The organism is Bacillus carboniphilus (assembly GCF_039522365.1).
In the GTDB taxonomy this organism is placed as follows: domain Bacteria; phylum Bacillota; class Bacilli; order Bacillales; family JC228; genus Bacillus_BF; species Bacillus_BF carboniphilus.
This window is the reverse complement of the sequence record NZ_BAAADJ010000015.1, coordinates 11,715-37,259: the sequence shown is the minus strand read 5'-3', so window position 1 is coordinate 37,259 and position 25,545 is coordinate 11,715. Positions and strand designations below refer to the sequence as shown.

Here is a 25,545-nt window from a genome sequence, read left to right as displayed (position 1 = left end):
CAATACCTACTTAAATGGAGGACGAAATGGAAGATTTATTACAATTAAAAGGGAAAAACATAGTTATAATGGGAGTGGCCAATGAACGAAGTATTGCATGGGGCATAACAAAGTCATTACAAAAAGCAGGTGCCAATTTAATCTTTACATATCGATTAGAGCGTTCACTTGGCAAGCTAACTCAGCTTCTCGAAAAGTATGATTTCTCTGCTACACATATCGCACAATGTGATGTGAATAGTGATGAAAGTATTCATAATGCATTTAATGAGATTGGTGAAAAAGTTGGCGTTATTCATGGTGTCGTTCACTCTGTTGCATTTGCTCATGCGGAGGATTTAAAAGGTGACTTTGTCGATACATCGAGAGAAGGATTTGCTTTTGCTGCCGATACCAGCGCTTACTCTTTAGTTGCTGTATCTAAGGCCGCAAAACCATTTATGACCGAGGGTGGATCAGTTGTAACGATGAGCTATCTTGGAGCAGAACGTGTCGTTCCGGGTTATAACGTAATGGGTGTGGCTAAGGCAGCGCTTGAAGCTAGCATGAGGTACTTAACGGTAGATATGGGCGCACAAAATGTTCGTGTAAATGCTATTTCCGCTGGCCCAATCCGTACACTGGCTGCAAAAGGAGTTCCTGGATTTAACGATATTCTGAAGACAATTGAGGAAAAGGCTCCACTAAAGAAAAATGTCACTCAAGAAGAGGTTGGGGACATGACTCTTGCTTTACTAAGTAACTTGTCTCGTGGGGTTACAGGTGAAGTCATTTACGTCGATTCTGGATATAATATTGTTGGGTAATGTATAGAAAAAAGACCGCTGGCTTAGCGGTCTTTTTTTCTTTCTAGAATTCTAACTCTTGTTTCAGCTCATCTACGTATTCCTTTGATCCAGTCACGATGAGTCGATCACCTAGTTTTAACTCTGTATCTCCATGAGGAACTATGGATTCATTCTTCCTAAATATCCGAACAAAGATAACATCTCCTGTAAACGGGAACCTCCTAATTGACATTCCATCATATTGGTCGTTTCTCATTCTAATTTCATAAAGTGATGTCTCAACATTCGATAAGATACTAAGAACACTTGGTGACTCAATAAGGGCTCGCAATAGTACTTTTTGTGAAGTTAGAGTAGAAAATACTTCTATTCCCTGTTCTTTTAATCGATTATCCCTTTCAGGAGATTCTGCCCTCGCGATTACTCGACCCACTCCATGATCCTTTGCCGAAATTGAAAGAATTTCATTTTGGTTCTCATCTCCAGTACTGAAGATAACGATATCACTTTCAAAGATTCCTTCTTGCTTTAAGGTTTCTGGTTCAAAGTTCTCAATTTCTTTAATATCAAATAGTGAATCCGATGTTCTTTTTTCAGATTTATCTTGCTTGGTATGATATAGCACGGGTTCATATAAAGAAGATTTTAACTCCCTAGAAACAGGCAGCGTTAATTGATTCGCTCCAATAATAGCCACTTGTAGTTTCTTTGGCTGAGCAACATGAGATGGAAATAGCTTCTTAAATACAATGGGAGTAAATACAGATGTGATAACAGCAACTAAGATAAGCGTTCCACTCATCTCGTGCGTAATAACCCCAATTCTTTCACCAATGGTTGCCCCTGCAATCACTAACGAAAGGGTGGATGTTAAAAGAAAGGCCGAAGCTACAACCGTTTTATGATCCCACCATATCTTTAACAAGTATACAGGTAGAACTTTTGAAATAAGTAAGGCAATTAAAAGTAACGGGATAAGAGCAAGTAGCATTGGGTCACTTAATAATGCCCAAACATCTAATTCAACTCCGACCATTACGAAGAATATTGGAATTAAAAATCCATACCCAAATGAATCAAGCTTGTGTATTAAATCTTGGTCTGGGGCTAACAACGAAACCAACGTCCCTGCTAAGAAAGCACCCAGAATATTTTCAGCGCCTACCGTTTCAGAAATAGCAACCAACAAGATAATGAGTGCAAATACTGCCCTCGTACCAATTTGAGTTGTCCCCTTAGAGAGTCCTGAAATAATATTACTATTTTTAAATACCCTGGCTATAAAGTAGAGTCCTACTCCCGCCACAAATAAGATAAGTAATAGCCACATATTACCTGCACCATTTGGATCATAGATTGATACAAAGATAGCAAGTAAAATCATGGTAACTAAGTCTGCTATTACAGCAATAAGTAGGATAATTTGACCTATTCGAGTCTTCGACATATTGGCTTCTTTAAGGGTTGGTAACACTACCCCCAACGAGATTGTAGATATTATTAGTGTCATAAGAAATACATTGTCAATAAAGCCTAAGAGTACAAATAAATAAGATAATCCGATTGAAAGGGCAAAAATGCCTAGGAAGACGATAGAAGCTACTAAGAAGCCATTTGGTTCTGTCTTCCCTGACGGCAATGTCTCTTTCTTATTGCTTGATTTAAAAGCTGAAAAATCAATTTCCAATCCACTTAAGAACATAAGAAAAATAAAGCCTAATGTTGATAGTGTCTCAAGCCACTCATCAGGTTTTACAATATTAAAACCACTTTCACCGATAATTAAGCCTACAAGGATTTCAGCTACAACTACCGGAATAATATTAAGTTTAAATCTATGTAATAGAATAGGTGTTAAAAAAGCAGCCACTATTACAATAACAAGGGATGTTACTGAGGCTCCATGTTCCATCCTTATTCCCCCTTATACCTCAAAGTAAATGATTCATAAACACCGTTGCTAGACCAAAGTAAATTAAAATGCTAATTAGGTCATTGATGGTTGTAATAAAGGGTCCTGAAGCGACAGCTGGGTCAATCTTATACCGATGCATAATCAACGGTACAAATGAGCCTGCTAAGGTTGCAACAAAGAGTGCCCCCATAATTGATGCCCCAACAAGAATACCTAAATATACATTATTATGCCAAATTGAAACTAGAACCATTACGATTATTCCACAACTAATTCCGGTAATTAGTCCCGTTCCTGCTTCTCTATAAATAAGCTTTTTTACGGATTCTTTTTGAACCTCACCGGTTGCAATTCCTCTTACAGCAACCGCTAATGCTTGTGTCCCCGAATTTCCAGCCATCCCAGCAATTAAGGGAATAAAAATAGCGAGTATGGCAACCTGTTCTAAAGTTTCTTCAAACACTCCAATTAAACTTGCCGTCATCATACCTAAAAACAATAAAATCACAAGCCAGGGAAGTCTTTTTTTGGCAGCAGAAAAGGGTGTCATATCTAATTGATCCATATCTGTTACAGCAGCTAGTTTGGAGTAATCATCAGACGCCTCTTCTTCTAAAACATCAATAATATCATCAACTGTAATAATACCGACTAGTCTGACTGCATCATCCACTACGGGCAGCGCCAAAAAGTCGTAGTCCTTCATCATTCTAGCAACTTGTTCTTGGTCTTCCGTTACCTTAACCGAAACGATTCGATCATACATTATATCGGAAATCATCGTATCATCATCGCTAATGATTAAATCCCTTAACGAGATGACCCCTACTAATTTCTCATCTTCATCTACAACGTACACATAATAAATAGTCTCTGCTGTAGGAGCTTCACTTTTAAGTATATACATGGCTGAACGGACGGTCTGGTTTGCGGCAATACTGATATACTCAGTAGTCATGATACTACCAGCTGTATATTCCTCATAATGGAGGAGATCCTTAATCTCACTTGCTGCATCTTGGTCCATTATGTTTAAAAATCGAGTGACCTGATCTTTTTCAAGTTCATTTAAAACATCTACCGCATCATCAGCATACATGTTCGCAAACATGTCTGCTGCATAGGTCGGGTCCATTTCAGAAACATAGACTTGGACTTGATCTTTTTCCAGTCCAATATTTTCAAAAAGCTCTGCCATTTCAGCTGGAGAGAGATATAAATATACTTTCCTTCTGTCTTCATCTTCAATATCAGAAAAGAAACTAGCTTGATCATAAGGATGGAGAGCCAGGAACTCTTCTCTAAAACGAACAACATCATCTGTATGTATGGCCTCTAGTAAGGCTGGTTTTGCAATCTCATTATATTTTTCTTCTGTTGATGATCCTGCCATATATCTCCCTCCTTAAAAAAAATCAGGGAATGATCGGTAGCACGAAAATGAATCCCCACTATACTAGCAGAAATTGTTGGGATTGTCTTTACTTCTGCTTATATATTTATTCTTTGTTTAAGTTATGTTTTTCATGAAAATAGAGTTGTTTTTCATACTCTTATTTCCAAACTAACAGTCTCATTACTTTTTCATTTTCGTATGTTCCCTCTTTTCTAATAAACTAAACGGTATAAATTACAGCTTTAATACTGCATGATAGTAAGAGGAGGGTAATGTATGATGCTAGATATAATCGGTGATATTCATGGTTGCTTTCATGAATTTGAAAGCTTGACAAAGAAGCTGGGCTATTCTTGGGATACAGGAGTACCTGTACATCCGAAAGGGAGACAGTTGGCTTTTATAGGGGATTTAACAGATCGTGGCCCCGATTCATTAACAGTGATTGATGTTGTATACACTTTAGTTTGCACCTTAGACCAAGCACATTATGTCCCTGGGAACCATTGTAATAAACTGTATCGATTCTTCTTAGGGAATAAAGTACAAATTACTCATGGGCTTGAAACAACGGTTGCAGAATATGATGCACTACCTAAAACGGACCAAAATAAAATGAAGAATAAATTTATGGAGCTATATGAAAAGGCTCCGCTTTATAAAATTCTAGATGAAGGTAAATTGGTATTAGCTCATGCTGGAATTAAAGAGTCCCTTATTGGAAAACAAGGAGGTAAAGTAAAGACCTTTGTTTTATATGGGGATATTACAGGAGAAACCCATGAGAATGGTCGACCTGTTAGAAGAGATTGGGCAAAGGATTACAAAGGTGATGCTGTCATTGTGTACGGGCATACACCCCTCAAAGAGGTCCGCCATATTAACAAGACGTATAACATTGATACAGGGGCTGTATTCGGCAACAAGTTAAGCTGTTTGAGATATCCTGAGATGGAGATTGTGGATGTTGAATCGAGTTTACCCTTTGATGAGGAGCGATTTAGATCATAGTAAGACTTTGTTCCTTCTTCCCGCTGGCCCAAGGTTGTTTAGGGCAAATAACGGAACTCCTGTCCACTTCGCGAACTACCGGACTCAGGTTCCGTTATTTTATGGTAATGCCGGTTTTCTAAGTGCAAAAGAACCCTGGTTCCGCTAACTACCAAATTTCTGATGTATAAGTACTCGTTCAACAGCCCCTTGAATCAGTCAATCTCTTCATATCTTCCGGCAACGGGGACTGAATTTGTTTGAATTCACCCGTAATGGGATGATTAAAGTTGAGTTCCACACAATGTAATGCTTGGCGCATCATATAACGCAAGCTTCCTCCATACAAATCGTCACCTACTAGGGGGTGACCAAGGTGAGACATATGCACCCGAATTTGATGGGTTCTGCCCGTTTTTAATTCTACAAGAACATGTGCAAAATCTTCGTATTGCTGAATCAAAGAATAGTGAGTTTCTGCATATTGACCGTCTGGACGAACTTCTCTTTCGATAATGCTTCCTTCCTTTCGTCCAATTGGCGCAGTAATAACCCCGCTCTGTTGATTCAACAATCCTTCGACCAAAGCATTATACTTACGGCTAACCATTTTTTCCTGTTGCTGCTTCGAGAAAAGATAATGGATATATCGATGCTTGGCCACTAACAAAAGTCCAGATGTATCCCGATCAAGTCTAGTAACAATATGAATAGCTGATTGGATCCCCTGTTCCTGGTAATAATGAAGCAATCCATTTGCAATACTTAAAGACATACGGTCTCCTGACGGGATTGTCATAACCCCAGGGGGCTTGTTAATGACCAATACACTTTCATCCTCATACACAATATCGAGTGGAACCGGGTGTTTAGACATTTTTTCGCTTGGAATTTCTACAGGAAAACGTATAATCACTTCATCTTCTTTTTTCAATGAATATCGAACATTGACTTCCTGACCATTCACTTCAATCTTCCCACCTTGAAATTTAATGGCCGTTAAAGAACGACGAGACACCCCCTTCGAGAATAAAAACTCTCGAAGTAGCTGTCCCTCGTCCTGTTTTTCTATTTTCCATTGCAATTGAAATGGAGCCACACTTAGGCACCCCTTCACAAAAATATTTAGGCTAAGTTCATTAGGGCTACCCTTTTTTTACTCATCCGCAATAAACGAATCATGCACTCTTTTCCAGAACGGAAAGGGGCGGAAACGTGCAAACTGTACTTTTTCATCGGCCACTCTAAACTGGATTGATTTCACTTCTTTATGCAATAAGGTTAGATGGTCGACTGTGATATGAAAATCAGCCGAGTTTACAGGTTTCAGAACGCAAGTGTGGTGTGAAGGTAAAATAAGAGGTGATCCTACCGTTCTAAAAACTCGATTGTTAATCGATGCCATCTCAGCAATTTGAATCGCTTGAAGAGAGGGATGGATAATCGCCCCACCGAGTGCTTTATTATAAGCAGTACTACCTGAAGGAGTGGAAATACATAAACCATCTCCCCTAAACCTCTCAAAATGCTGCCCTCGAATTTCTACATCCATCACTAGGGTAGCATCCACACTTTTTACAGTCGATTCATTCAATGCCAAATACCGAGTTTCTTTACCACCATGCTGATAGCGAATCATAACCTCGAGAAGAGGATATTCAATGGTTTGATATGGTGTTTTGGCAATCGCAATCACTAGTTTTTCTAATTCATCAGGTGTCCAGTCCGCGTAAAAACCTAAATGACCCGTATGCACCCCAACAAAAGCCGTTTTATCCAACCTCCGACTATAGCGATGAAAGGCATATAGGAGCGTACCATCTCCCCCAACAGAAATGACGATGTCTGGTTGGTCTTCATCATAGACTAAATCAAAATCGCTTAAATAAGTCCGTATTTTGTGTGTTAAGACATTGGATTTATTATCCCCTTTGGACGTTACAGCAAACTTTCTCATTTTCTTCAACCATCCCTACGTTCTGTCTTATTTTGGTCTTCCTTCTTTCTGGAAAAGAAGGCTTGCGCATCTTGAATTTCACCCTTAATTTGGGACATTTCTTCATCGAGCAAAAAGGCTGCCTCTGCTGCACGTTGTAATCTAATTTGGATATCCTCTGGGAATTGCCCCTTATACTTATAATTTAATGAATGTTCAATGGTTGCCCAAAAATTCATAGCAAGCGTTCTTATTTGGATTTCAACCAAGATTTTTTTCTCACCATGTATCGTTTGAACTGGATATCTGATTACGACATGATAAGATCGATAACCGCTTACTTTTTTATTTGAGATATAATCTCTCTCTTCTACAATTTCAAAATCTTTACGTATTTTTAGTAGCTTTACGACCCTGTTAATGTCATCAACGAACTGACACATCACTCTTAGTCCTGCAATGTCTTGCATCTCTTGCTCAAGCTTATCTAAAGGGATACTTTTCTCAGATGCCTTATCTAAAATACTGGCAATGGGTTTAACCCGACCCGTCACAAACTCAATCGGTGAATAGGAAGAGTCAAACTCATATTGCCTACGGATCCCTTTTAATTTTATTTTTAACTCATCAACCGCTTGCTTATATGGTGAGAGAAACAAATCCCAATGGTTCACGCATATTCCCCTCCATGGTCTCTTACACTACCTACATTAAAGAAACACTTTTTCTACTTCTTTAACCATTTCATCTCCATAGTTACTATTACCTTCTATATTTTGAATTAAATATTCTAGCTCCATTTCAAAAGAGGCCAGCTCTAAGACGCCTTCTGAACCTTTTAATAGAACTTTTGAATGGTCCGACATCACCATCTTTAGGTCTGCCCAAATGGACGAAGGTAAAGCCAAATATATGAATTCATCATCTTGTTCTAATATGTATATAAAGGATAATTCATCAGAGTGAGCTAGCATTCTTTCTCCAGCTTTCACATTTTGTAAGGAGGGTGAAGTCTCAAGTTGTAAATAGAGATTCCCTGCCTTCCATTCTTTCTCTTTTACTTCCCAAAGTTTTCTCATATGTACACCACTTTCATGTTATTGCTCTTTTTCCTCTATATTTTAACACACGTTATAATTCCTTGTGAAAGCCATAAGCTTTTGGGCAGTTATTTTATTGGTCACTTTATATAGAGAGCAAAAAAAGCTACAATGAAAGAAGTACAGACTCTAGTAAAGTTTGTTTTTACAGAAAGGATGTCCATTCAGTTTGTCACAAAATGTTGAGATTGAATTTAAAAATTTGTTAAGTGAAAAAGAGTTCTATCAACTTCAAAAAGTATTCCAATTAACCGAAGCCCAGTTTAAAATACAAACCAACTACTATTTTGATACCCCGAACTTTGTTTTAAAAAAGCACAATGCAGCATTACGAATCAGAGAAAAAAACAGTTCCTATGAATTAACCTTGAAAGAACCACTTGGTCAGGGATTACTAGAAACAACAGATGTGTTAGAGAAACAAATAGCCAGTTCTCTAATTGACGGAAAACAGAACCTTCCGATGGGAGATGTACACTCACAGTTAGATAAGTATTCCATCGACCTTAATGAGCTAACCTGTTTCGGATTTCTAAAAACAGAGCGGGCAGAAATTGATTATCAAAACGGTCTTCTTGTATTTGATAAAAGTACTTACTTTGAAAAAGAAGATTTCGAACTAGAGTACGAAGTGTTAGATATTGATGCAGGAAAAAAAGCCTTTGAGGAACTACTAAAGACTTATGATATCCCAATTCGTCCCGCTGATAATAAAATTCTACGATTTTATAGAGAAAAATTAAGAAATGAGGCAAAAGATAGTCGATGAGAGTCCAAGATTTAAAAGCACTCATGGAGATACAAGCGTTTCAACAGCTACAAGGCAAAAGTTCATCATCCACAAATCAAGTTTTTCAAACTGTTCTTTCTGATACATTAAAGAATATGAATTCACATCAGGTTCCGAATCATATAGGAAATCTGAGCGAATCCAATATTCTTGAATCACAATTAGGAACACAGCAGATCCAAGACATTGTTGAACTTGCAGCGGATAAATATGATGTTCCGCCTGCTCTGATTCATGCAGTTATCAAGCAAGAGTCCGGATATAACCCAAACGCTACGAGTAAGGCTGGGGCTAAAGGTTTCATGCAGCTTATGCCACAAACAGCCCGAAGTTTAGGGGTTACAGATATATTTGATCCACTCCAAAACATCATGGGTGGTACTAAATATTTGAAGTCTATGCTGGATAAATATAACGGAGACACGGTACTAGCACTGGCAGCTTATAACGCTGGACCTGGTAATGTCGACCGGTATGGAGGAATCCCTCCTTTTAGAGAAACCCAAAATTACGTGAAAAATGTTATGAATTCATATAATCATACCGTTTAAAGTAAAGACTCTATTTAGGGTCTTTTTTTTATGGAACGCTGTTTTTCGTAAGATTGTTGTTTATTGCACATGTTATTAAACCCGCCGTTGATTGGAGTGGAAGGTGCTTGACTCATTTCCACTGCACTGAAGAGATATATGGAAGCAGTGGAAAGTGGGAGGAAGGGACATGGGAGACCCCGCAGGAGCGATAGGGGAACGAAGGCTAAGAACGCCACGTCCTGTGGCAACGCCTTCGTAACCAACATCCTGTTGGCCAGAGGAGGCTCCCGGACCGACCGCGAAAAGCAAGCACCTGCAACGGAAATCAACCCCCTTAGTTCATTGAACCAACTACTGTCAGAAGCAACAGTTTATACGAAAATAGCCTTATAGAAAGCTGTTTTAAGGCTATTTGTTTGTTTTCTTCCAGGCTCATTGGTAAAATAACATCATAAAATTGTTAAAGGAGTAATACGTATGATTGGGAACACCCCCACCCCATATGAACAAATTGGGAAAGAAAAACTTTCAGATTTGATCGATGCCTTTTATCGTCGCGTTCACAATCATCCGGATTTAGCTCCCATTTTTCCAGATGATTTAACTGAAGTTGCTAGGAAGCAAAAACAGTTTCAAACCCAATATCTTGGAGGTCCTCCTATCTTTACAGAGGAACATGGTCATCCCATGATGCGAGCTAGGCACTTACCATTTCCAATTACGCCAACAAGGGCGAAGGCTTGGTTAACATGCATGTCTGAAGCAATGGATGAAGTCGGTTTAGAAGGACCCTTTAGAGACGAATATTTTGCACGTCTTGTCCTAACTGCCAAACACATGGTCAACACACCTGACCCGGATACAGAGGGTGAGAATGATGGAAAAGAATAGATTGTGGAGTGAGTCTCAATCTCCTTGTTATGGACTGGAAAATAAACCTGTTGAAATCTACATGTTTATTGATCCGTTATGTCCAGAATGCTGGGCCCTGGAACCTATCATTAAAAAGCTGAAAATTGAATATGGACACTACTTTACGCTCAGACATGTTCTAAGCGGTAAGCTAGCCTCCTTAAATAATAGTGTTAGGAAAAAACCAGAAAACATTGCTCAAGCATGGGAAAAAACAGCTAGCAGGTCAGGGATGTCCTGTGATGGTAGCCTCTGGTTAGAGAATCCTATATCTGCACCTAGTCTCCCTTCCGTTGCTATTAAGGCAGCAGAATTACAAGGGAAAAAGACGGCAACTCGTTTCTTGCGTAAAGTACAAGAAAACCTTTTTCTAGAGAAACAAAATATTTCAGATGTGGACGTTCTATTGGACTGTGCAGAACAAGTTGGAATAGACATGGAATTGTTTAAGCAGGATATTACTTCCGAGAGTGCTACTAAAGCATTCCAATGTGATTTAACCATTACTACTGAAATGGATGTCACTGAAATTCCAACCCTTGTATTCTTTAATGAAAACACTGATGAAGAAGGAATCAAGGTAACGGGATGCTACCCATATGAGGTGTACGTAGAAATACTATTTGAGATGTTAAAAGAACAACCAGACCCATCACCGCCACCCCCCATTGAGGCATTTTTGAAATTCTTCAATATCGTGGCGACCAAGGAAATCTCGGTTGTTTATGACTTAACCACGTCTCAAGTTGAACACGAAATGAAAAAGCTTTTGCTAAAACAAAAGGTTGAACGAATTCCTGCTAAGTACGGTACCTTTTGGAGATATATAGGAGATCATGAACTAAATAGTGAATAAGTGAAAAGACCCTTTGCATCTGCAAAGGGTCTTTTCTAACGAACAAAGGGGATGGGAGAAATTTTTCACGGTCAAACAAAGGGGTATATGTTTGTTTGTGATTAACTTCACGTTATTACTATACCATGCTAAAGGAAATAAAAACAAGATTTAAGCTCACTCTTTCACAAATTTGTCAAAAATGAAAACATCACTATTTTTGTCATGCCTTCACAACTTGTTTCATAACGTTTTATTAGAAGGAATTAAAAAATAGAAAGGTGATCATTGTATGTTAGCCCGAATTCCGATCATCATCATGACCGTTATTTTTATTATTGCTTTCGTGCTTCAATTATTAGGTATGTTAAAAGTAGTGCCTTTATATATCAGTTCTCCTATTCTATTTATTTCTATATTTTTGCTGATTTCCTATTGGAATGAGCGGAAGCGGTTTAGAGGGTATCATTAGGAGGACCTTACTACTTGTGTAGTTCCCTTTTGATTACCCCACCGGTACAAAACCGGCACTCGATTCATCTCCTAGTGCCCGTTTGCCATTCCACCAGCACTAAATGGCACTCGTTTCACCCACTTGTTCCCGTTTGCCCCCCCATCAGCAACAAACCGGCACTCGATCCTCCCACTAGATCCCATCTGACTAATCACCATCCATAAACGAGCAATACTCCCTCTGCTTTCTCCCCCTCTCCACAAAAACCAAAAAGGAGCACCGTCCCACAACGGTGCTCCTCTTTAATATTATTTCTTCAATAAAGTTTCCATTTCATTTAAAAGCTCTTCAAATACTTGGCAAGCTTGTTCAATTGGTTCTGCACTTGTCATATCGACTCCTGCTTTTTTCAGAACTTCAATTGGATAATCAGAGCTACCAGATTTTAAGAACTCAAGATAACGGTCTACAGCCGGTTGACCCTCTTCAAGGATTTGTTTACTTAATGCTGTTGCTGCACTAAATCCTGTTGCATATTGATATACATAGTAGTTGTAATAGAAGTGAGGAATTCGAGCCCACTCTAAGCCAATTTGCTCATCAACCACTATATCATCACCAAAGTATTTCTTATTGAGATCATAGTAAACCTTTGTAAATACATCTGCAGTTAAGGTTTCACCTTCTTGTGCTTTCTGGTGAATGATGTGCTCAAATTCAGCAAACATCGTTTGACGGAATACAGTAGCACGGAATCCTTCTAAGTAATGATTTAGAAGATAAAGTCTCTTCTTCTCATCATCAATAGTTTTTAATAAGTAGTCATTTAAGATAGCCTCGTTACATGTAGATGCTACCTCTGCTACGAAGATTGAGTAATTTCCATATGGGTAAGGCTGGTTCTTTCTTGTATAGTAACTATGCACAGAGTGTCCAAATTCATGAGCTAACGTAAATAAGTTGTTTACGTTATCCTGCCAGTTCATAAGGATATATGGATTGGTTCCATATGTACCAGATGAATAAGCGCCACTTCTCTTTCCTTTGTTCTCATGAACGTCTACCCAGCGGTTTTCAAAACCTTCTTGTAACACTTCAACATACTCTTCTCCTAATGGAGCTAAGCCTTTTAACAATAAATTCTTTGCTTCATCATAGGAAACCTTCATTTTCACATCTTTTACAAGTGGCGTGTATAGGTCATACATATGAAGTTCTTCTACACCTAAAATCTCTTTACGTAATTTCACGTAGCGGTGTAAAAGAGGTAGGTTTTTATTTATTGTATTCACTAAATTTTCGTATACAGTCTCTGGAATGCTGTTGTTCGATAATGCTGCATGACGAGCAGAATCATAATTGCGAACTTTTGCATTGAAATTGTCTTTCTTTACTTGACCACTTAAAGTAGATGCAAACGTGTTTTTGAACTTGCCGTACGTGTCGTAAACAGCATTAAAAGCATCTTCTCTAACTCGACGGTCTTCACTTTCTAAGAATCGAGTATAACGACCGTGTGTAACTTGGACGTCGTTCCCCTCTTCATCTTTAATCGTCGGGAATTCTAAGTCAGCATTATTTAACATACCAAATGTACTGCTGGATGCACCAAACACCTCTGATGCTTGAGCAAGTAACTCCTCTTGCTCAGCTGAAAGTACATGAGGACGCTGTTTGTTGATTTCTTCTAACTGTTTAGCATACAGCTTTAAATCATTGTTTTCATTTAAGAAATTCTCAAGCTTTGTTTCGTCAATGGACAGAATTTCAGGAACAACATATGCAAAAGCACTAGCCGCTTTTGTATATAATGTTTTTGCCTTTCCATCTAACCCTTGATAATGAGAGTTTGTTGTATCTTGGTCGTATCTCATATGTGCATATGTATACAGCTTTCCAAGTCGACTGGAAACTTCATCTTGGAACTGAAGCGCCTTGTAGAGATGATCTGCACTCTCTCCAAGTGTGCCTTGAAAATCAGAGGCTTTTGGTAAAAGAGCTTCCACCTCTTTATACTCTTTATTCCAATCGTCATCAGAAGCAAAGATATCTTCAAGTCTCCATGTATCTTCAACAGCAATTTGATCTCTAGTTGGCAATGCTTGTGTCTTTTGTTCAACTGCCATAGTAAAGTCCCCCTTCATATAATCTAAATCTTGATTGAACATTAAAAATGCCCATCCTATTACTTCTACAAGCATATGAAAATTCCTTCTTTTATTTTGATTTACGAAATATTTTTTTATGAAAGAAAAAACATTTCGTATTTGCGGTAAAATTGGTGGATTGCGTGGATCGATTGATCGGTGGTTTTAACATGACTTAATTTTCCTAACTCAGGCCCCACTACTATATCGTTCCCATCTTTTTTAAATACATTTATACGGATTAAAAAGTGGAGATAATCATGCAATGGAATTTGATAATTTGGGGACAGAAATAAAAAGTTTCGAAGTTGAATATTTCCTCCATGAATCCTTTTCTGAAACAAAGATTCCATTTGTTTAATTGTGAATTTGGATTGTTTTTGAAGTAGCGAAAAGGAGTCGTAAAACACATATGTTTGCCATACAGGTGCTGATGTTTTTATATAGGGTAATGAAAACAGAGGTATTCCGATAAAAGCAGGAAGAGTTGAACGGTGGATTCGCTGATTATACATAAATCGGTAATAGGAACGATCCTTTGGGGCCTTACTGATGTTGGGAGCTAAGAGCCAATGTATTCTTGTTTTTTTCCACTCATTTATCAAGACAGATATATTACTTTGTGTAATGGATAAAGGATACTCAGGGATTGAAAATGTGTCCTGTAAGGCAAAGATTTTTCTTGGAGAGAAGGGGAGAATTGAGTGATCTAATACTAATATCATGTTGCCAGGGTATAGTGACCAGCCTTCAAATTTTTGATTATTCTTTAATAAGCTTATAAAAGCCGTTTCCGAAAGTTTTATCTGGGTGGAGGAAATCCTCTGGGTTAATTTCGGACCAAAAACCCACCTTTGTTCCATGTCTATCGACTGATACCCCTTTACTCGTTGCCGAAACCTCTGGATGTTGATAGCGGAGCATTGGTATTCAACTGCAACTTGTTTATTATTTTTATTTAGTAACAAATCAGGTTGCTGTGATATTTCAGGTAAATATACTTCTAGTCTAGTGTCCCAATTCATTTTACTAAACAAATCCTTTAATAAAAGCTTCCCTTCTATATGTTCATCAGATTCAGGTTCCCAGAAAGTGGGACAAGTGTTTAAATGAATATGTGCAAAATGAGGTTGGTTCACAAGACCTGCTTTTAATTGAAGGGGCTGTTTACATACGGGGCAATAGAAGCTCTGATTCTTAAACATTCTTATTTGTTCATCTGTTTTACCATGTACCGTTTGAATGGTACCTTTACGATCGACAGCAGAAAACAAGGGATTCATCACCTCTTCATTTGATTTAAAGAAATACTTCCACAGAAACGAAAAAAATCCCTCCATTTCTGAAGGGATTTTTATTATAAAAGTGGAGATAAAAGTCTACACGTGGATTCTAAGAGTCTAATTCCAAGATGTCTCTTTTCAAACAGCTCTGGGAGAATCTCACGTGAAACTGTTAAGTCTTGCATGAAATCATGAACTAATGTTTCGGTTGAACCCGTTCTATAAAGGAACGCATTGACTTCGAAATTCAAATGAAAGCTTCTCATATCCATATTGGATGTACCAATGGAAGCTAACTCTTCATCAACAATAACGGTTTTACTATGCATAAAGCCTTTTTCATATTCGTATATCTTAACCCCAGCCTCGAGAAGTTCAGGAAAATATGAACGAGAGGCAAAGAAAACAATCCACTTATCAGGGCGTTTTGGAATGAGTAACCTTACATCAACCCCACTTAGTGCAGCAATCCGTAAAGCTGAGAAAATATCCTCGTCTGGAATAAAGTAGGGAGATGCAATATAAACGGATTTTTTAGCCGAGGAAATCATGGCAAAAAATATGTCCTTGATGACAGTATGTTCATTGTCAGGGCCACCAGCTAGAATTTGTACCCCGCCCTCTGTTTCATCCGCTTGAGGTGGGATTGGTAAGTATTCAGCCGTTAAATGATTTTGATTGGTCATATAGTACCAATCCTGCAAGAAAATTAACTGAAGGGTTCGAACAGCTTCACCAACAACCATCAGATGAGTGTCTCTCCAAAAACCAAAAGATGGAACTCTTCCTAAATATTCATCTCCAATATTTAATCCTCCAACAAATCCAAGCTTTCCATCAATCACGATAATCTTACGGTGATTTCTAAAGTTAAACTTACTGCTAAGTACTGGAAAATGAACGGGACCAAAGGGAACCACTTCAACCCCGGCCTCTTTTAGGTCAGCCATATACTTTTTGGATAATTGCCACGAACCTACGGCATCATATAGAAAGCGCACCTTCACGCCTTCCTTCGCCTTCTCTTCTAGAATTTCTTTGATCTCCATTCCAAGTTCATCATGGCGAACAATATAATATTCCATATGAATATGAGACTTGGCCTTTTTTAGTGCATCTAAAATTTGTGTAAATGTCGCGTCCCCGTTTGTTAACACTTTTGTGTGGCTAGCAAAAGAGATCGGGCTATTCCCAATGTTATGTGCAAGGGTAAATAGCTTCTTTTGATGCGGAGGCATTTCTTCTACATGCCCCTCGATATCAGTTCGGTCCAAACCGTATTTATGGTAAGTGAGCTTGTCCAAAAAATACTTCTTGCGGTATAACCTTCTTTTTCGGAAATTCCGTCCGAAAAGCAAATAAAAAATAAATCCGACTAATGGAAAACTTCCTAACACCACTAACCAGGTCAAAGTCGTAGTGGGATGTCGGTTTTCTAAGAAAATGACCATAGAAATAAAAAGAACTGAAAATGACATGATATAGCTGATATAGGTGATAATTAAACTGCTATGAATGAAATCTTTAAACAAATAAGAAATCCCAAGTATGATCCCTAAAAATAGAATAACTCTTACCGTATTTTTCATATATTCACCCTATGTGTTTTTGGAATAAATATTTTACGATTATATGCCGTTAAAGATTCATAAATACCAATCATTCAAGAAAAAACCGATTTCACAAAAGAAATCGGTTGATTTTAGAAGTATTCCGTTAAAGCTTCTAATGCATTATCACTCAAGATTAACTTCCCGTACTCCTCGATTCGATGAATCGTGACATCCGTTTCGAATCCAAATTCCAACAGGATGCTTAGTAAATTATCTATTTCTACTTCTTCATACTCATCTTCCGGAAATTCTACATATAAGAAATAACGATTTTCGAAGGCATAGAGATTTGATGGAAGATCCTGAACAGCTGGGTGTTTGGATAGTTGAATGATATTTTCGAAATCATCAAATTCCACAACAAATTCTAAGATTTCCTCTATGTCGTCGCTAGATGAGCTTTTAGATTGAAAGTGTTGGTCTAATAGTTCTTCAATTCTTTCATCAACAGGGAGATCTTTTATCTTGCTTTCAGGAAGCGGTAATTCAAATTTCTGACCATCTTTTGAAAGCTGAGCCTTTGTAACGAGAACTTCTAAACCTTTTTCAAGAGCCTGAACTTGAATCCATAGTGGTCCTTCAACCATGAAATCTTCTTCTTGATGAACTTCATCCATCATTTCCCAGAAGAGTTCTTCACTCCGTTCTCTGTTGTACCATATTTCTTCCCTGTCAAAGCCTCTTTCCTCTATATCTCCGTAGGATATATAGAATTTAACGGTGTTCTCGTTAATACGTTCTATTTCCATTATGATCTCTCCCTTCTTTGATTTTGTGGAAGGGATTTAAACCCCCGGCTATAAACCTAGTTTGCCCAAAATAGGGATAGTAAAGACTAGTTTAGCCTTGTACTTTTATTTTATGATAAATCTTGCTGGAAGGGAATAAAAAAACCTTGACCCCTTTAAAAACAGGCGAATACCCAGTCACACCTTTGCTACTATTTCATGTGAGAAGCTTTCTAAATATAATTCTAACCAGAGGGGAAAAATCCTCTCAATTCTAAAATATTTTATAGAAAATGCCTTCATGACATAAATATGTTCATGAAGGCACGATTCATTCTCATTTAAACATAATATATTATTGGTTCACCAATTTTTGCGCTTCTTGCAGATGATATGTTCGAACTTTTCTTGGTAGAAAACGTCTAATCTCGTCCTCATTATATCCAACTTGGAGACGTTTTTCATCCATAATGATAGGTCTTCTTAGTAGACCTGGATTCTCATGAATAAGCTTAAGTAGCTTAGGTAGTGGTAAAGTATCTAAATCAACATTGAGACTTTGGAACGTCTTTGAACGGTTCGATACAATCTCATCTGTCCCATCTTCAGTCATACGCAAAACTTCTTTTATCTCATTGATTGAAAGAGGTTCAGAGATAATATTACGCTCTTTAAACGGGATTTGATTTTCTTCAAGCCATGTTCTAGCTTTCCGACATGATGTGCAGCTTGGTGACGTATAAAGTGTTACCATTTTATCAGCACTCCTTTTTCCGACTATTTGTCAGAAGGTCAAATATCATCAATTTTATTTTAAAATTAGTTTAAAGTAGGAATCACTATCAATTATTATACACAATTCTTAGCATTTTGCGTATGTTTTTTTTTAACAATTCATGAACATTTACATGAAGATTGGTTAGTTATCCCCTATTTACCCTATTTTTTTCCTCCTAAACCTCTCCACCCTTATATACGAATAAAAAAATAAAAAGTTTCAAGATATTGAAAAAAGAACAAGAAAATTTCTTGTTCTTTTTTCATTTCCATTATCCTATTCTCAATTAAACATTTTTTAATAGATCGTCTTCTTTATCAGATTGCTCGTATACCAGTACTTCATCTACTGGTTGATAGGAGTCGCCATAGAACTCTTCGTCTTTATAGGTATGAATTAGTTCATAGGTCTTTTTCATTGCTTCAAATATTTCTTCTTCAGATTCATTATGAGGCGCCCAATAAAGAATCTCCATTTGGTTAATTTCATTCGTAGCCAACGATCTTCGTCTGTACCCAATGGATTGGGCGTGTTCAAATCCTTCCCTCTTATAAAAACGCAGTCTCTTCTCAGAATCAGAGTCGTCGTAATCGATTGGTTCAACTTCTAATATAATAGGCTTTCCTTTTTGCTTTAGCATCTCCAAGAGCTTATGCCCTAAACCTTGGCCCCTTGACTCTTTTGAGACAAATAGATAGTCAATAAAGACAAAGTTTTCCAATTCAGCATACATAAGCACATGATATTTCCCCTCATCTTTGTGGTATATATCACCGCGCTCTTTTAGTAAAGTCTCCATATGTTCTTTTGATTTCATTTCTTCGATTGGAAAATATTGATTTAATTTTTCATACCAATGCATGAATCTGCTCCTTTGATAGTATTTCAATCTGCGGCTACAGGCTTCCCGTTAACGAAAGTATGTGTTTATGGAATGCTTTTCATACTTTCACACATAAGATACAATAAGAGGACAGAATATTCTAAAAAGGATAATGGCGGGAGGATGGATATGGCTAAGTTCCTATTAGATTTTAGTATAGTATCTATACTTGTGATTGGTCTAACAGCCGTTCTGGGTGTATTGACGAATGGATTAGGAGAGAAACTGTTTGGTGGCCGAAATCGAACAAAATTTGTTGACCAGACATCCAAAACACAAGTTGGGTGGAAGCATGTAGGCGGAGATCGACGATAGCGATTGGTCCTATATGCCATCATAAGCACCTTTACCCAATTTTTTTGAGGATAAACCACTTTTTTAGAGAAAACAGGGGCAAACTGTGTGAGGTTTGCTCCTGTTTCATTTTCTTATGGAGGGGGTTTTTCTTTTTATGTCCTGGTTTTGTGCACTCTACTCCCGAAAACTAGAACATAAATCCATTTTATGTCCTCGTTTTGATCACTCTCCCCAAAAACTAGAACAGGAATTCATTTTATGTCCTGGTTTTGTGCACTCTCCTTTGAAAACTAGAACATAAATCCATTTTATGTCCTGGTTTTGATCACTCTCGCCGAAAACTAGAACATAAATCCATTTTATGTCCTCGTTTTGATCACTCTCTCCGAAAACTAGAACATAAATCCATTTTATGTCCTGGTTTTGATCACTCTCGCCGAAAACTAGAACATAAATCCATTTTATGTCCTCGTTTTGACCCCTCTCCTCCGAAAACTAGAACATAAATTCTGTTTACGTCCTGGTTTTCATCACTCCCTACAAAAACTAGAACATAAGTTCATTTTATTCCCTGGTATTAAGCACTCTCCCAATAAAACACAAAATGGCCTCCCCCGCCATTCGGCGGAGAAAGCCATCCATCCATACAATCTAGTCAAGCGGTGTATAATCTACACCCTCTGTATAAGAATTCCCAGCATCCCAGAGTAAGTACTCCATAATCCCATTTTCATTGAGTGCACGAATTTGGGCTTCCACTTCTTCTACGCCATAAACTAAGTAGTTACCTGCTCCTAAATAGCTAGCCGTAAAGTCTTGAATCCACGGTCTTGAAGTAGGTGGATTTTCAAGCTGAGATAATTTCTCTTTTTCAGCTTTTACATATTCATTAACAAGTCGATATGGCTCTAAGTCCGGTTTTGGAATACCAAAGTAAGACGTCCAGTGACTTGGATAAATCATAGACGAAATCACATCAACATGCTCTGAAATTCGATTAAAGTTTTGACCAATTCCTGGTGCAGCAGGAATTGTAGCAGTATAACCAAAAATATCAACAGATACATCTACACCATATGGTTCAAGTTGTTCATGAGCATACTCGACAAAGTTACTCACAGCTTCTACTCGTTTTTCTACGTTGTCCATTTCCATATTTTCATATTCACCCATACCATATTGGAGGGTTGTATCTCTTCGTTCAAACCCTTCAGGGAAACGAACGTAATCAAACTGGATTTCTTTAAACCCTAATTTAGCTGCTTCAATAGCAATTTCTACATTATAATCCCATACTTCTTTCATAAATGGATTTACGAAGGCTTCTTTTCTTCCGTTAATCCAGACTTGACCATTGTCTAAAAAGGACAATTCTGGTCGAGCTTTTGCTAGTACAGAATCCTTAAAAACAACAATCCTGGCTATAGGATAAATTTGCTTTTCTTCAAGAGTTTCTAACATTTGACGAGGATCTTTAATGTAGGGCTTCCCAATACTCTCGAAAGGACTCCCTTCCTCAGGAATGTAAGTTAGATTTCCAAAGTCATCCTTTATATCAATGACCATTGCATTTAAGTCCGTTGTTTCTATTAAGTTTGTAAGTGTCTCAAATCTACTCCCACCTGCTGAGTGACCGGTCACATAAATACCTCTCACAGCATCAGGATATTCAAATACAAGACCTGAGTCATAAACAAATCTTGCTACCGTATCTGGTATTGCTTTGGTCTTTAACTCCATGTTTCTCGTACTATGTAGCTTGACCTCTTTTACCTCAGCTTCTGTTTGTTCAGCTTGTACGATTCCATTTTGTACTTGAAATAATGAAAAACACAGTAGGCTTGATGCCACAATTTTCTTCCAACCCAATCTAATGACCCCTCTCACGCTTTTTCTCCCTGATTTTTTGTCTAATTTTGTATAAAAAAGAAAAGATTTGTCTTTTATTCTATTTTATCAATTTTTTGCCATGATGGGAGTGGAAATTGATAGCACTTTTTAACAATTCTTATTCACTAAATAATTATGATGAGTTTCACCGTAATAGAAGGGGATTTATTAGGATAGGAGGGAAGTCCTCTTTACATGAACAAAGCACTTTGACATTATGCCAAAGTGCTTTTCATTACAAGGATTCCCCTTGCTTATAGCGTTCATATTCTTTTTCAGAACAATACACATAATGCCCAGGAGTAATTTCCCTCATTTTGACTTCCTCTCCTTCCGCGTATTGATGCATGGAAGGGTCATAGTGCTTTCTTTCACGCGTTCTTTCAAATTCTGGATCAGGAAGAGGGATCGCTGAAAGTAACGCTTGCGTGTAGGGGTGAAGCGGATTTTTATAAAGCTCTTCACTTGTTGCCAACTCCACCAGCTTACCAAAATACATGACACCAATCCGGTCACTGATATATTTTACCATTGATAAATCATGTGCAATAAATAGGTAAGTCAAACCTTTTTCCTTTTGTAGTTTTTTCATTAAGTTTACAACCTGAGCTTGAATGGAAACATCCAATGCAGAAATAGGTTCATCTGCAATAATAAACTCTGGCTTTACGGCAAGGGCCCTTGCAATCCCTATACGTTGCCTTTGTCCACCTGAGAATTCATGAGGATATCGGTTTGCATGTTCACGGTTAAGCCCTACGGTTTCTAAAAGCTCATTCACTCTTTCTTTTCGTTCCTTACCATTACTAGCTAATCCGTGAATGTCAATGCCTTCTGCAATAATGTCGGCTACCTTCATTCTTGGATTTAAGGATGCATAAGGATCCTGGAATATCATTTGCATTTTTCGGTTAAATTCTTTTAATTTTTTCTTATTTTTTTTACCGTGCACATTTTCTCCATTAAAAAGTACTTCCCCGCTCGTCGCATCATAAAGTCGGATAATGGTACGTCCCGTTGTAGACTTTCCACACCCCGATTCTCCTACGAGACCTAAAGTTTCACCCCGGAAAATATCAAATGAAATCCCATCGACAGCCCGTACTTCTCTAGGCGTTCCCTTATTAAAATATTGCTTTAAATCCTTTATCTCTAAAAGCTTTTCTCGGTTATTCATTAGGGTTACCTCCTTCCTGAGAAGGATGAATCCTCATTTTTTCAAATTTTGCATGTCTTTCTTTTATTCCTTCTGGTGGCTCTACTTTTGGTGCATCGGGGTGTAAGAGCCATGTCGCTGCGTAATGAGTATTGGATACTTTAAAAAGCGGTGGATCTTTTTCCAAATCAATCTTCATGGCATACCGGTTCCTAGGAGCAAAGGCATCCCCTTTTGGTGGGTGCAATAAATCAGGTGGTGTTCCAGGAATCGCATACAATTCTTCATCACTTGCCTCAAGACTAGGCATGGAGCTTAACAATCCCCATGTATAAGGGTGCTGTGGATTATAAAAGATTTCATCCACTGTTCCAATTTCTATTATTTTCCCTCCATACATAACCGCCACACGGTCCGCAACGTTTGCGACTACTCCAAGATCATGGGTAATGAAAATGATGGAAGTATCTACTTTCTTTTGTAGGCTTTTCATTAAATCTAATATCTGCGCTTGAATGGTTACATCTAATGCTGTTGTGGGTTCATCTGCAATCAATATCTTGGGATTACAGGCTAGGGCAATCGCTATAACTACACGTTGCCTCATCCCACCCGAAAATTGATGAGGATATTGCTTAAATCTCTCCTCTGGTTTTGGGATACCAACTAATTTTAATAACTCTATTACTCTTTTTCTGGCGTCAGATTTGTTTAATTTCTGATGTTTTAACAAGGGCTCCATAATTTGTTTACCGATGGTCATAGTTGGGTTCAATGAAGTCATCGGATCCTGAAAAATCATTGAAATATCTTGCCCTCTAATCCTCTGCATCTTCTTTTCAGATAGGCGAGCTAAGTCTTTCCCTTCGAAAAGAATTTCTCCATTTTTAATTTCTGAATTAGATGGTGGAAGTAGCCTCATAATGGATTTAGTAGTTACAGATTTCCCTGATCCAGATTCACCTACAATGGCTAACGTTTCACCTTTTTTAAGGTTGAAATTCACACCCCGAATGGCCTGAACTTCTCCTCCAAAAGTGTGAAAAGATATATGCAAATCTTTAACTTCCAATAAATTTTCCATTGGTTCTCACCTACCTTTAATCGCGCATTTTTGGATCAAATGCATCACGTAAACCATCTGCAAGGAGGTTAAAACAAATCATAACTATGCTCAAAATCACCGCTGGGAAAATTAAAATGTGCGGGAAGATTTGCATAGACTTGTAACCATCCTCTATCAGTGTTCCAAGGGATGCATACGGTGACTGAAGCCCTAAACCAATAAAGCTTAAAAAGGCCTCAAAAAAAATGGCATTGGGAATAGTAAACATCGTATTGATGATAATGACCCCAGCCAAGTTTGGAAGGAGATGTTTCATGATTACTCGATTGTTTTCGGCTCCTAAAGTTTTGGAAGCTAAAACATACTCTTGGTTTTTTAGCTTTAAAACTTGTCCACGAATAACACGTGCCATTCCAGTCCATCCAGTAATCGTTAAGGCAATGGTTATCGAGATAATTCCTGGCTTTAAGATAAGAATCATTAGAATTACAACGATAAGAATTGGAATACCGACTAACACCTCAATGATCCGTTGCATTATATTATCTACTTTTCCCCCGTAGTAAGCAGAGATTCCTCCATAAACAACACCAATAACCATGTCAATAAAGGCTGCTAAAAAGGCAATATACAACGATATTTTTGTGCCTTCCCACACACGAGTAAAAATATCTCTTCCAAGAGCATCTGTTCCAAACCAGAAGTACTCATCAATCTCTTTTTGTTCATATAAGTCTACATCATTTCCATAACGCTCAACTTTACCATCGAAAGGCAACCAATCTATATTTTCAAGTAATGGAATCTTTGGTGGTAAATTAGCTCTTGCCGTGTTCTGACTTTCTAAAGTGTACTCGTTGATATAAGGACCAAAGAGAGCCAATAGCGTTAATAACACTAGTACATATAAGCTGAAAACAGCCCCCTTATTCTTTTTTAGTCTTCGCCATGCATCTTGCATAAAGGTAAGACTGGGTTTGGCAATAGCTTCACTTTTTTCTTTATCAATATCCACTGGTTCAAACATCGATTTTGGGAATTTTTCAGTAGGATTCATTAAGACTTCCCTCCCGCTAATCGAATTCGTGGATCAATAATGCCGTATAAAACATCCACTACAAATATGATGAAAACAAATAGTGCTGCAAACAGAATCGTTGTCCCCATAATAATAGGATAATCGTTAACAAAAATGGCTGTTACAAATTGATCTCCTATGCCAGGAATTGAAAATATATTCTCAATGACCAATGAGCCCGTCATCAAACTTACGGTTAAAGGTCCTAAAACGGTGATGAGTGGGATCAATGCATTTCGAAGTGCATGTTTGACTGCAATTTCATATGAATTAGCCCCTTTTGCACGCGCTAATTGAATATAATCTGATCCTAATACTTCGATTAGCTCTGTTCTCATAAAACGAGCAGCAGTTGCAATGGGAAACATAGCTAGTGAAATGGTTGGCAGTATACTGTATTCAAACCCTTTCCAAGTCCCAACAGGTAACCAGCCTAACCTTACAGCTATAAAATATTGCAAAAGTGCAGCAAATACAAATGAGGGGACAGACTTACCTAATACGGCTATAAATGTACTTCCAAAATCAATCCAAGTGTTTTGATACAAGGCAGATAATATCCCTAAAATAACCCCGAAAAGAGTTCCAAATACAATGGCTTGTAGGCCTAAGGTTAGGGACGGACCAATTCGACCCATAATTAAACCCGTAACTTCTCTGTTATCAAACTGAAAGGATATCCCCATATCCCCCTGTATTAAGCTAGTAAGATAACTTACATATTGAACGGGCACTGGTTTGTCTAAGTTGTATCTTTCTTCTAGCACAGCTAACTGCTGTTCAGATAGCTTATCTTGTGCAGAAAAAGGTGTACCAGGTAAAAGCTTCATTAAAAAAAACGTAAAAGTAACAACAATCCATAATGTAATCAACATATATATAACCCTCTGTAAAACATACTTTGTCACTTTTACACCTCCAATTCATTTACTAACAGAAGAAAGGGAGTATCCATCGGCTACTCCCCTTTCCTGCAA

26 protein-coding genes are annotated in these 25,545 nt (G+C 37.9%); 8 read left to right on the top strand and 18 right to left on the bottom strand.

The genetic code is table 11. The features are described from left to right. Positions 1–26: 26 nt before the first annotated feature. Positions 27–806, top strand: coding sequence for an enoyl-ACP reductase FabI (gene fabI / locus ABDZ91_RS07685; RefSeq protein ID WP_343797819.1), 780 nt, complete (start codon positions 27–29; stop codon positions 804–806). Positions 807–849: 43 nt separating this feature from the next. Here fabI and ABDZ91_RS07680 read toward each other — a convergent pair whose 3' ends face one another. Together ABDZ91_RS07680 and mgtE are read right to left on the bottom strand one after the other, a co-directional pair. Beyond that, positions 850–2,700: a monovalent cation:proton antiporter family protein gene (locus ABDZ91_RS07680; RefSeq protein WP_343797817.1), complete on the bottom strand. Its 1,851-nt coding sequence runs from the start codon at positions 2,698–2,700 to the stop codon at positions 850–852. A gap of 19 nt (positions 2,701–2,719) precedes the next feature. Then, positions 2,720–4,096: a magnesium transporter gene (mgtE, locus tag ABDZ91_RS07675; protein WP_343797815.1), complete on the bottom strand. Its 1,377-nt coding sequence runs from the start codon at positions 4,094–4,096 to the stop codon at positions 2,720–2,722. Between the two features lie 279 nt (positions 4,097–4,375). On the opposite strand from mgtE, the gene prpE reads away from it, so the two are divergent. After that, entirely contained in the window at positions 4,376–5,110 is a 735-nt protein-coding gene (gene prpE, locus ABDZ91_RS07670; protein WP_343797812.1) for a bis(5'-nucleosyl)-tetraphosphatase PrpE, read from the top strand. Positions 5,111–5,288: 178 nt separating this feature from the next. Here prpE and ABDZ91_RS07665 read toward each other — a convergent pair whose 3' ends face one another. The 4 genes from ABDZ91_RS07665 to ABDZ91_RS07650 are packed head-to-tail and all read right to left on the bottom strand — an operon-like array spanning position 5,289 to position 8,104. Next, the gene (locus ABDZ91_RS07665) at positions 5,289–6,188 is read right to left on the bottom strand and encodes an RluA family pseudouridine synthase (protein ID WP_343797810.1); all 900 of its coding nucleotides are present in this window, start codon (positions 6,186–6,188) and stop codon (positions 5,289–5,291) included. Positions 6,189–6,245: 57 nt separating this feature from the next. Beyond that, positions 6,246–7,046 carry an NAD kinase gene (locus ABDZ91_RS07660; protein WP_343797808.1) on the bottom strand — a complete coding sequence of 267 codons (801 nt, stop codon included), beginning with the start codon at positions 7,044–7,046 and terminating at the stop codon, positions 6,246–6,248. Positions 7,047–7,051: 5 nt separating this feature from the next. Next, positions 7,052–7,699, bottom strand: a complete 648-nt coding sequence (gene yjbM / locus ABDZ91_RS07655; RefSeq protein WP_343797806.1) for a GTP diphosphokinase — start codon at positions 7,697–7,699, stop codon at positions 7,052–7,054. Positions 7,700–7,735: 36 nt separating this feature from the next. Beyond that, the gene (locus tag ABDZ91_RS07650; RefSeq protein WP_343797805.1) at positions 7,736–8,104 is read right to left on the bottom strand and encodes a UPF0738 family protein; all 369 of its coding nucleotides are present in this window, start codon (positions 8,102–8,104) and stop codon (positions 7,736–7,738) included. A gap of 190 nt (positions 8,105–8,294) precedes the next feature. Between ABDZ91_RS07650 and ABDZ91_RS07645 the strand changes: the two genes are divergently transcribed. The 5 genes from ABDZ91_RS07645 (at position 8,295) to ABDZ91_RS07625 (ending at position 11,667) form a co-directional block, all read left to right on the top strand. Continuing rightward, entirely contained in the window at positions 8,295–8,894 is a 600-nt protein-coding gene (locus tag ABDZ91_RS07645; protein WP_343797803.1) for a CYTH domain-containing protein, read from the top strand. Further along, positions 8,891–9,466, top strand: a complete 576-nt coding sequence (locus ABDZ91_RS07640) for a lytic transglycosylase domain-containing protein (RefSeq protein ID WP_343797801.1) — start codon at positions 8,891–8,893, stop codon at positions 9,464–9,466. The genes ABDZ91_RS07645 and ABDZ91_RS07640 overlap by 4 nt, the downstream gene beginning before the upstream one ends. Before the next feature lie 459 nt (positions 9,467–9,925). Next, positions 9,926–10,339, top strand: coding sequence for a globin domain-containing protein (locus ABDZ91_RS07635; RefSeq protein ID WP_343797799.1), 414 nt, complete (start codon positions 9,926–9,928; stop codon positions 10,337–10,339). Beyond that, a complete protein-coding gene (locus ABDZ91_RS07630; protein ID WP_343797797.1) occupies positions 10,323–11,216 on the top strand; it encodes a ClpXP adapter SpxH family protein in 894 nt (297 codons plus the stop codon). The genes ABDZ91_RS07635 and ABDZ91_RS07630 overlap by 17 nt, the downstream gene beginning before the upstream one ends. Before the next feature lie 271 nt (positions 11,217–11,487). Next, the gene (locus ABDZ91_RS07625) at positions 11,488–11,667 is read left to right on the top strand and encodes a hypothetical protein (protein WP_343797796.1); all 180 of its coding nucleotides are present in this window, start codon (positions 11,488–11,490) and stop codon (positions 11,665–11,667) included. 71 nt (positions 11,668–11,738) lie between these two features. Here the strand turns inward: ABDZ91_RS07625 and ABDZ91_RS07620 are convergent, their stop codons facing one another. The 7 genes from ABDZ91_RS07620 to ABDZ91_RS07590 form a co-directional block, all read right to left on the bottom strand. Next, a complete protein-coding gene (locus tag ABDZ91_RS07620; protein ID WP_343797795.1) occupies positions 11,739–11,939 on the bottom strand; it encodes a hypothetical protein in 201 nt (66 codons plus the stop codon). 18 nt (positions 11,940–11,957) lie between these two features. After that, positions 11,958–13,775: an oligoendopeptidase F gene (gene pepF, locus ABDZ91_RS07615; RefSeq protein WP_343797837.1), complete on the bottom strand. Its 1,818-nt coding sequence runs from the start codon at positions 13,773–13,775 to the stop codon at positions 11,958–11,960. A 116-nt stretch (positions 13,776–13,891) separates the two neighbouring features. After that, complete coding sequence (locus ABDZ91_RS07610; protein ID WP_343797793.1) at positions 13,892–15,070, bottom strand: competence protein CoiA; 1,179 nt, start codon at positions 15,068–15,070, stop codon at positions 13,892–13,894. An 83-nt stretch (positions 15,071–15,153) separates the two neighbouring features. After that, complete coding sequence (gene cls, locus ABDZ91_RS07605; protein WP_343797791.1) at positions 15,154–16,668, bottom strand: cardiolipin synthase; 1,515 nt, start codon at positions 16,666–16,668, stop codon at positions 15,154–15,156. 113 nt (positions 16,669–16,781) lie between these two features. Beyond that, a complete protein-coding gene (mecA, locus tag ABDZ91_RS07600) occupies positions 16,782–17,441 on the bottom strand; it encodes an adaptor protein MecA (RefSeq protein WP_343797790.1) in 660 nt (219 codons plus the stop codon). Between the two features lie 334 nt (positions 17,442–17,775). Beyond that, positions 17,776–18,174 (bottom strand): transcriptional regulator SpxA, encoded by a 399-nt coding sequence (gene spxA / locus ABDZ91_RS07595; protein ID WP_343797789.1) that lies wholly within the window; start codon positions 18,172–18,174, stop codon positions 17,776–17,778. Positions 18,175–18,484: 310 nt separating this feature from the next. Continuing rightward, positions 18,485–19,060 (bottom strand): GNAT family N-acetyltransferase, encoded by a 576-nt coding sequence (locus ABDZ91_RS07590; RefSeq protein WP_343797788.1) that lies wholly within the window; start codon positions 19,058–19,060, stop codon positions 18,485–18,487. Between the two features lie 150 nt (positions 19,061–19,210). Here ABDZ91_RS07590 and ABDZ91_RS07585 point away from each other — a divergent pair, with 150 nt between their 5' ends. Beyond that, positions 19,211–19,396, top strand: coding sequence for a hypothetical protein (locus tag ABDZ91_RS07585; RefSeq protein ID WP_343797786.1), 186 nt, complete (start codon positions 19,211–19,213; stop codon positions 19,394–19,396). Positions 19,397–20,029: 633 nt separating this feature from the next. On the opposite strand, the gene ABDZ91_RS07580 is transcribed toward ABDZ91_RS07585, so the two are convergent. The 5 genes from ABDZ91_RS07580 to opp3b all read right to left on the bottom strand — a co-directional run bounded on the left by ABDZ91_RS07580 (position 20,030) and on the right by opp3b (position 25,476). Next, positions 20,030–21,247, bottom strand: coding sequence for a putative glycoside hydrolase (locus ABDZ91_RS07580; RefSeq protein ID WP_343797784.1), 1,218 nt, complete (start codon positions 21,245–21,247; stop codon positions 20,030–20,032). Between the two features lie 256 nt (positions 21,248–21,503). Then, positions 21,504–22,445 carry an ABC transporter ATP-binding protein gene (locus tag ABDZ91_RS07575; RefSeq protein ID WP_343797782.1) on the bottom strand — a complete coding sequence of 314 codons (942 nt, stop codon included), beginning with the start codon at positions 22,443–22,445 and terminating at the stop codon, positions 21,504–21,506. Next, positions 22,438–23,508 carry an ABC transporter ATP-binding protein gene (locus ABDZ91_RS07570; protein WP_343797780.1) on the bottom strand — a complete coding sequence of 357 codons (1,071 nt, stop codon included), beginning with the start codon at positions 23,506–23,508 and terminating at the stop codon, positions 22,438–22,440. The genes ABDZ91_RS07575 and ABDZ91_RS07570 overlap by 8 nt, the downstream gene beginning before the upstream one ends. A 16-nt stretch (positions 23,509–23,524) precedes the next feature. Beyond that, on the bottom strand, positions 23,525–24,547 hold the full coding sequence (gene opp3C / locus ABDZ91_RS07565) for an oligopeptide ABC transporter permease (RefSeq protein ID WP_343797778.1): 1,023 nt from the start codon (positions 24,545–24,547) through the stop codon (positions 23,525–23,527). Next, complete coding sequence (gene opp3b, locus ABDZ91_RS07560; protein WP_343797776.1) at positions 24,547–25,476, bottom strand: oligopeptide ABC transporter permease; 930 nt, start codon at positions 25,474–25,476, stop codon at positions 24,547–24,549. The genes opp3C and opp3b overlap by 1 nt, the downstream gene beginning before the upstream one ends. Positions 25,477–25,545: the final 69 nt, after the last annotated feature.

Excerpts from the sequence above, each read along its gene's own strand:
- ABDZ91_RS07660 (WP_343797808.1), bottom strand. The coding sequence starts at position 7,046 with ATGAGAAAGTTTGCTGTAACGTCCAAAGGGGATAATAAATCCAATGTC.
- ABDZ91_RS07680 (WP_343797817.1), bottom strand. The coding sequence starts at position 2,700 with ATGGAACATGGAGCCTCAGTAACATCCCTTGTTATTGTAATAGTGGCT.
- spxA (WP_343797789.1), bottom strand. The coding sequence starts at position 18,174 with ATGGTAACACTTTATACGTCACCAAGCTGCACATCATGTCGGAAAGCT.
- opp3C (WP_343797778.1), bottom strand. The coding sequence starts at position 24,547 with ATGAATCCTACTGAAAAATTCCCAAAATCGATGTTTGAACCAGTGGAT.
- pepF (WP_343797837.1), bottom strand. The coding sequence starts at position 13,775 with ATGGCAGTTGAACAAAAGACACAAGCATTGCCAACTAGAGATCAAATT.
- ABDZ91_RS07635 (WP_343797799.1), top strand. The coding sequence starts at position 9,926 with ATGATTGGGAACACCCCCACCCCATATGAACAAATTGGGAAAGAAAAA.
- ABDZ91_RS07575 (WP_343797782.1), bottom strand. The coding sequence starts at position 22,445 with ATGAATAACCGAGAAAAGCTTTTAGAGATAAAGGATTTAAAGCAATAT.
- ABDZ91_RS07640 (WP_343797801.1), top strand. The coding sequence starts at position 8,891 with ATGAGAGTCCAAGATTTAAAAGCACTCATGGAGATACAAGCGTTTCAA.
- mgtE (WP_343797815.1), bottom strand. The coding sequence starts at position 4,096 with ATGGCAGGATCATCAACAGAAGAAAAATATAATGAGATTGCAAAACCA.
- prpE (WP_343797812.1), top strand. The coding sequence starts at position 4,376 with ATGATGCTAGATATAATCGGTGATATTCATGGTTGCTTTCATGAATTT.
- ABDZ91_RS07590 (WP_343797788.1), bottom strand. The coding sequence starts at position 19,060 with ATGCATTGGTATGAAAAATTAAATCAATATTTTCCAATCGAAGAAATG.
- fabI (WP_343797819.1), top strand. The coding sequence starts at position 27 with ATGGAAGATTTATTACAATTAAAAGGGAAAAACATAGTTATAATGGGA.
- ABDZ91_RS07570 (WP_343797780.1), bottom strand. The coding sequence starts at position 23,508 with ATGGAAAATTTATTGGAAGTTAAAGATTTGCATATATCTTTTCACACT.
- ABDZ91_RS07650 (WP_343797805.1), bottom strand. The coding sequence starts at position 8,104 with ATGAGAAAACTTTGGGAAGTAAAAGAGAAAGAATGGAAGGCAGGGAAT.
- mecA (WP_343797790.1), bottom strand. The coding sequence starts at position 17,441 with ATGGAAATAGAACGTATTAACGAGAACACCGTTAAATTCTATATATCC.
- ABDZ91_RS07585 (WP_343797786.1), top strand. The coding sequence starts at position 19,211 with ATGGCTAAGTTCCTATTAGATTTTAGTATAGTATCTATACTTGTGATT.
- cls (WP_343797791.1), bottom strand. The coding sequence starts at position 16,668 with ATGAAAAATACGGTAAGAGTTATTCTATTTTTAGGGATCATACTTGGG.
- ABDZ91_RS07625 (WP_343797796.1), top strand. The coding sequence starts at position 11,488 with ATGTTAGCCCGAATTCCGATCATCATCATGACCGTTATTTTTATTATT.
- ABDZ91_RS07630 (WP_343797797.1), top strand. The coding sequence starts at position 10,323 with ATGATGGAAAAGAATAGATTGTGGAGTGAGTCTCAATCTCCTTGTTAT.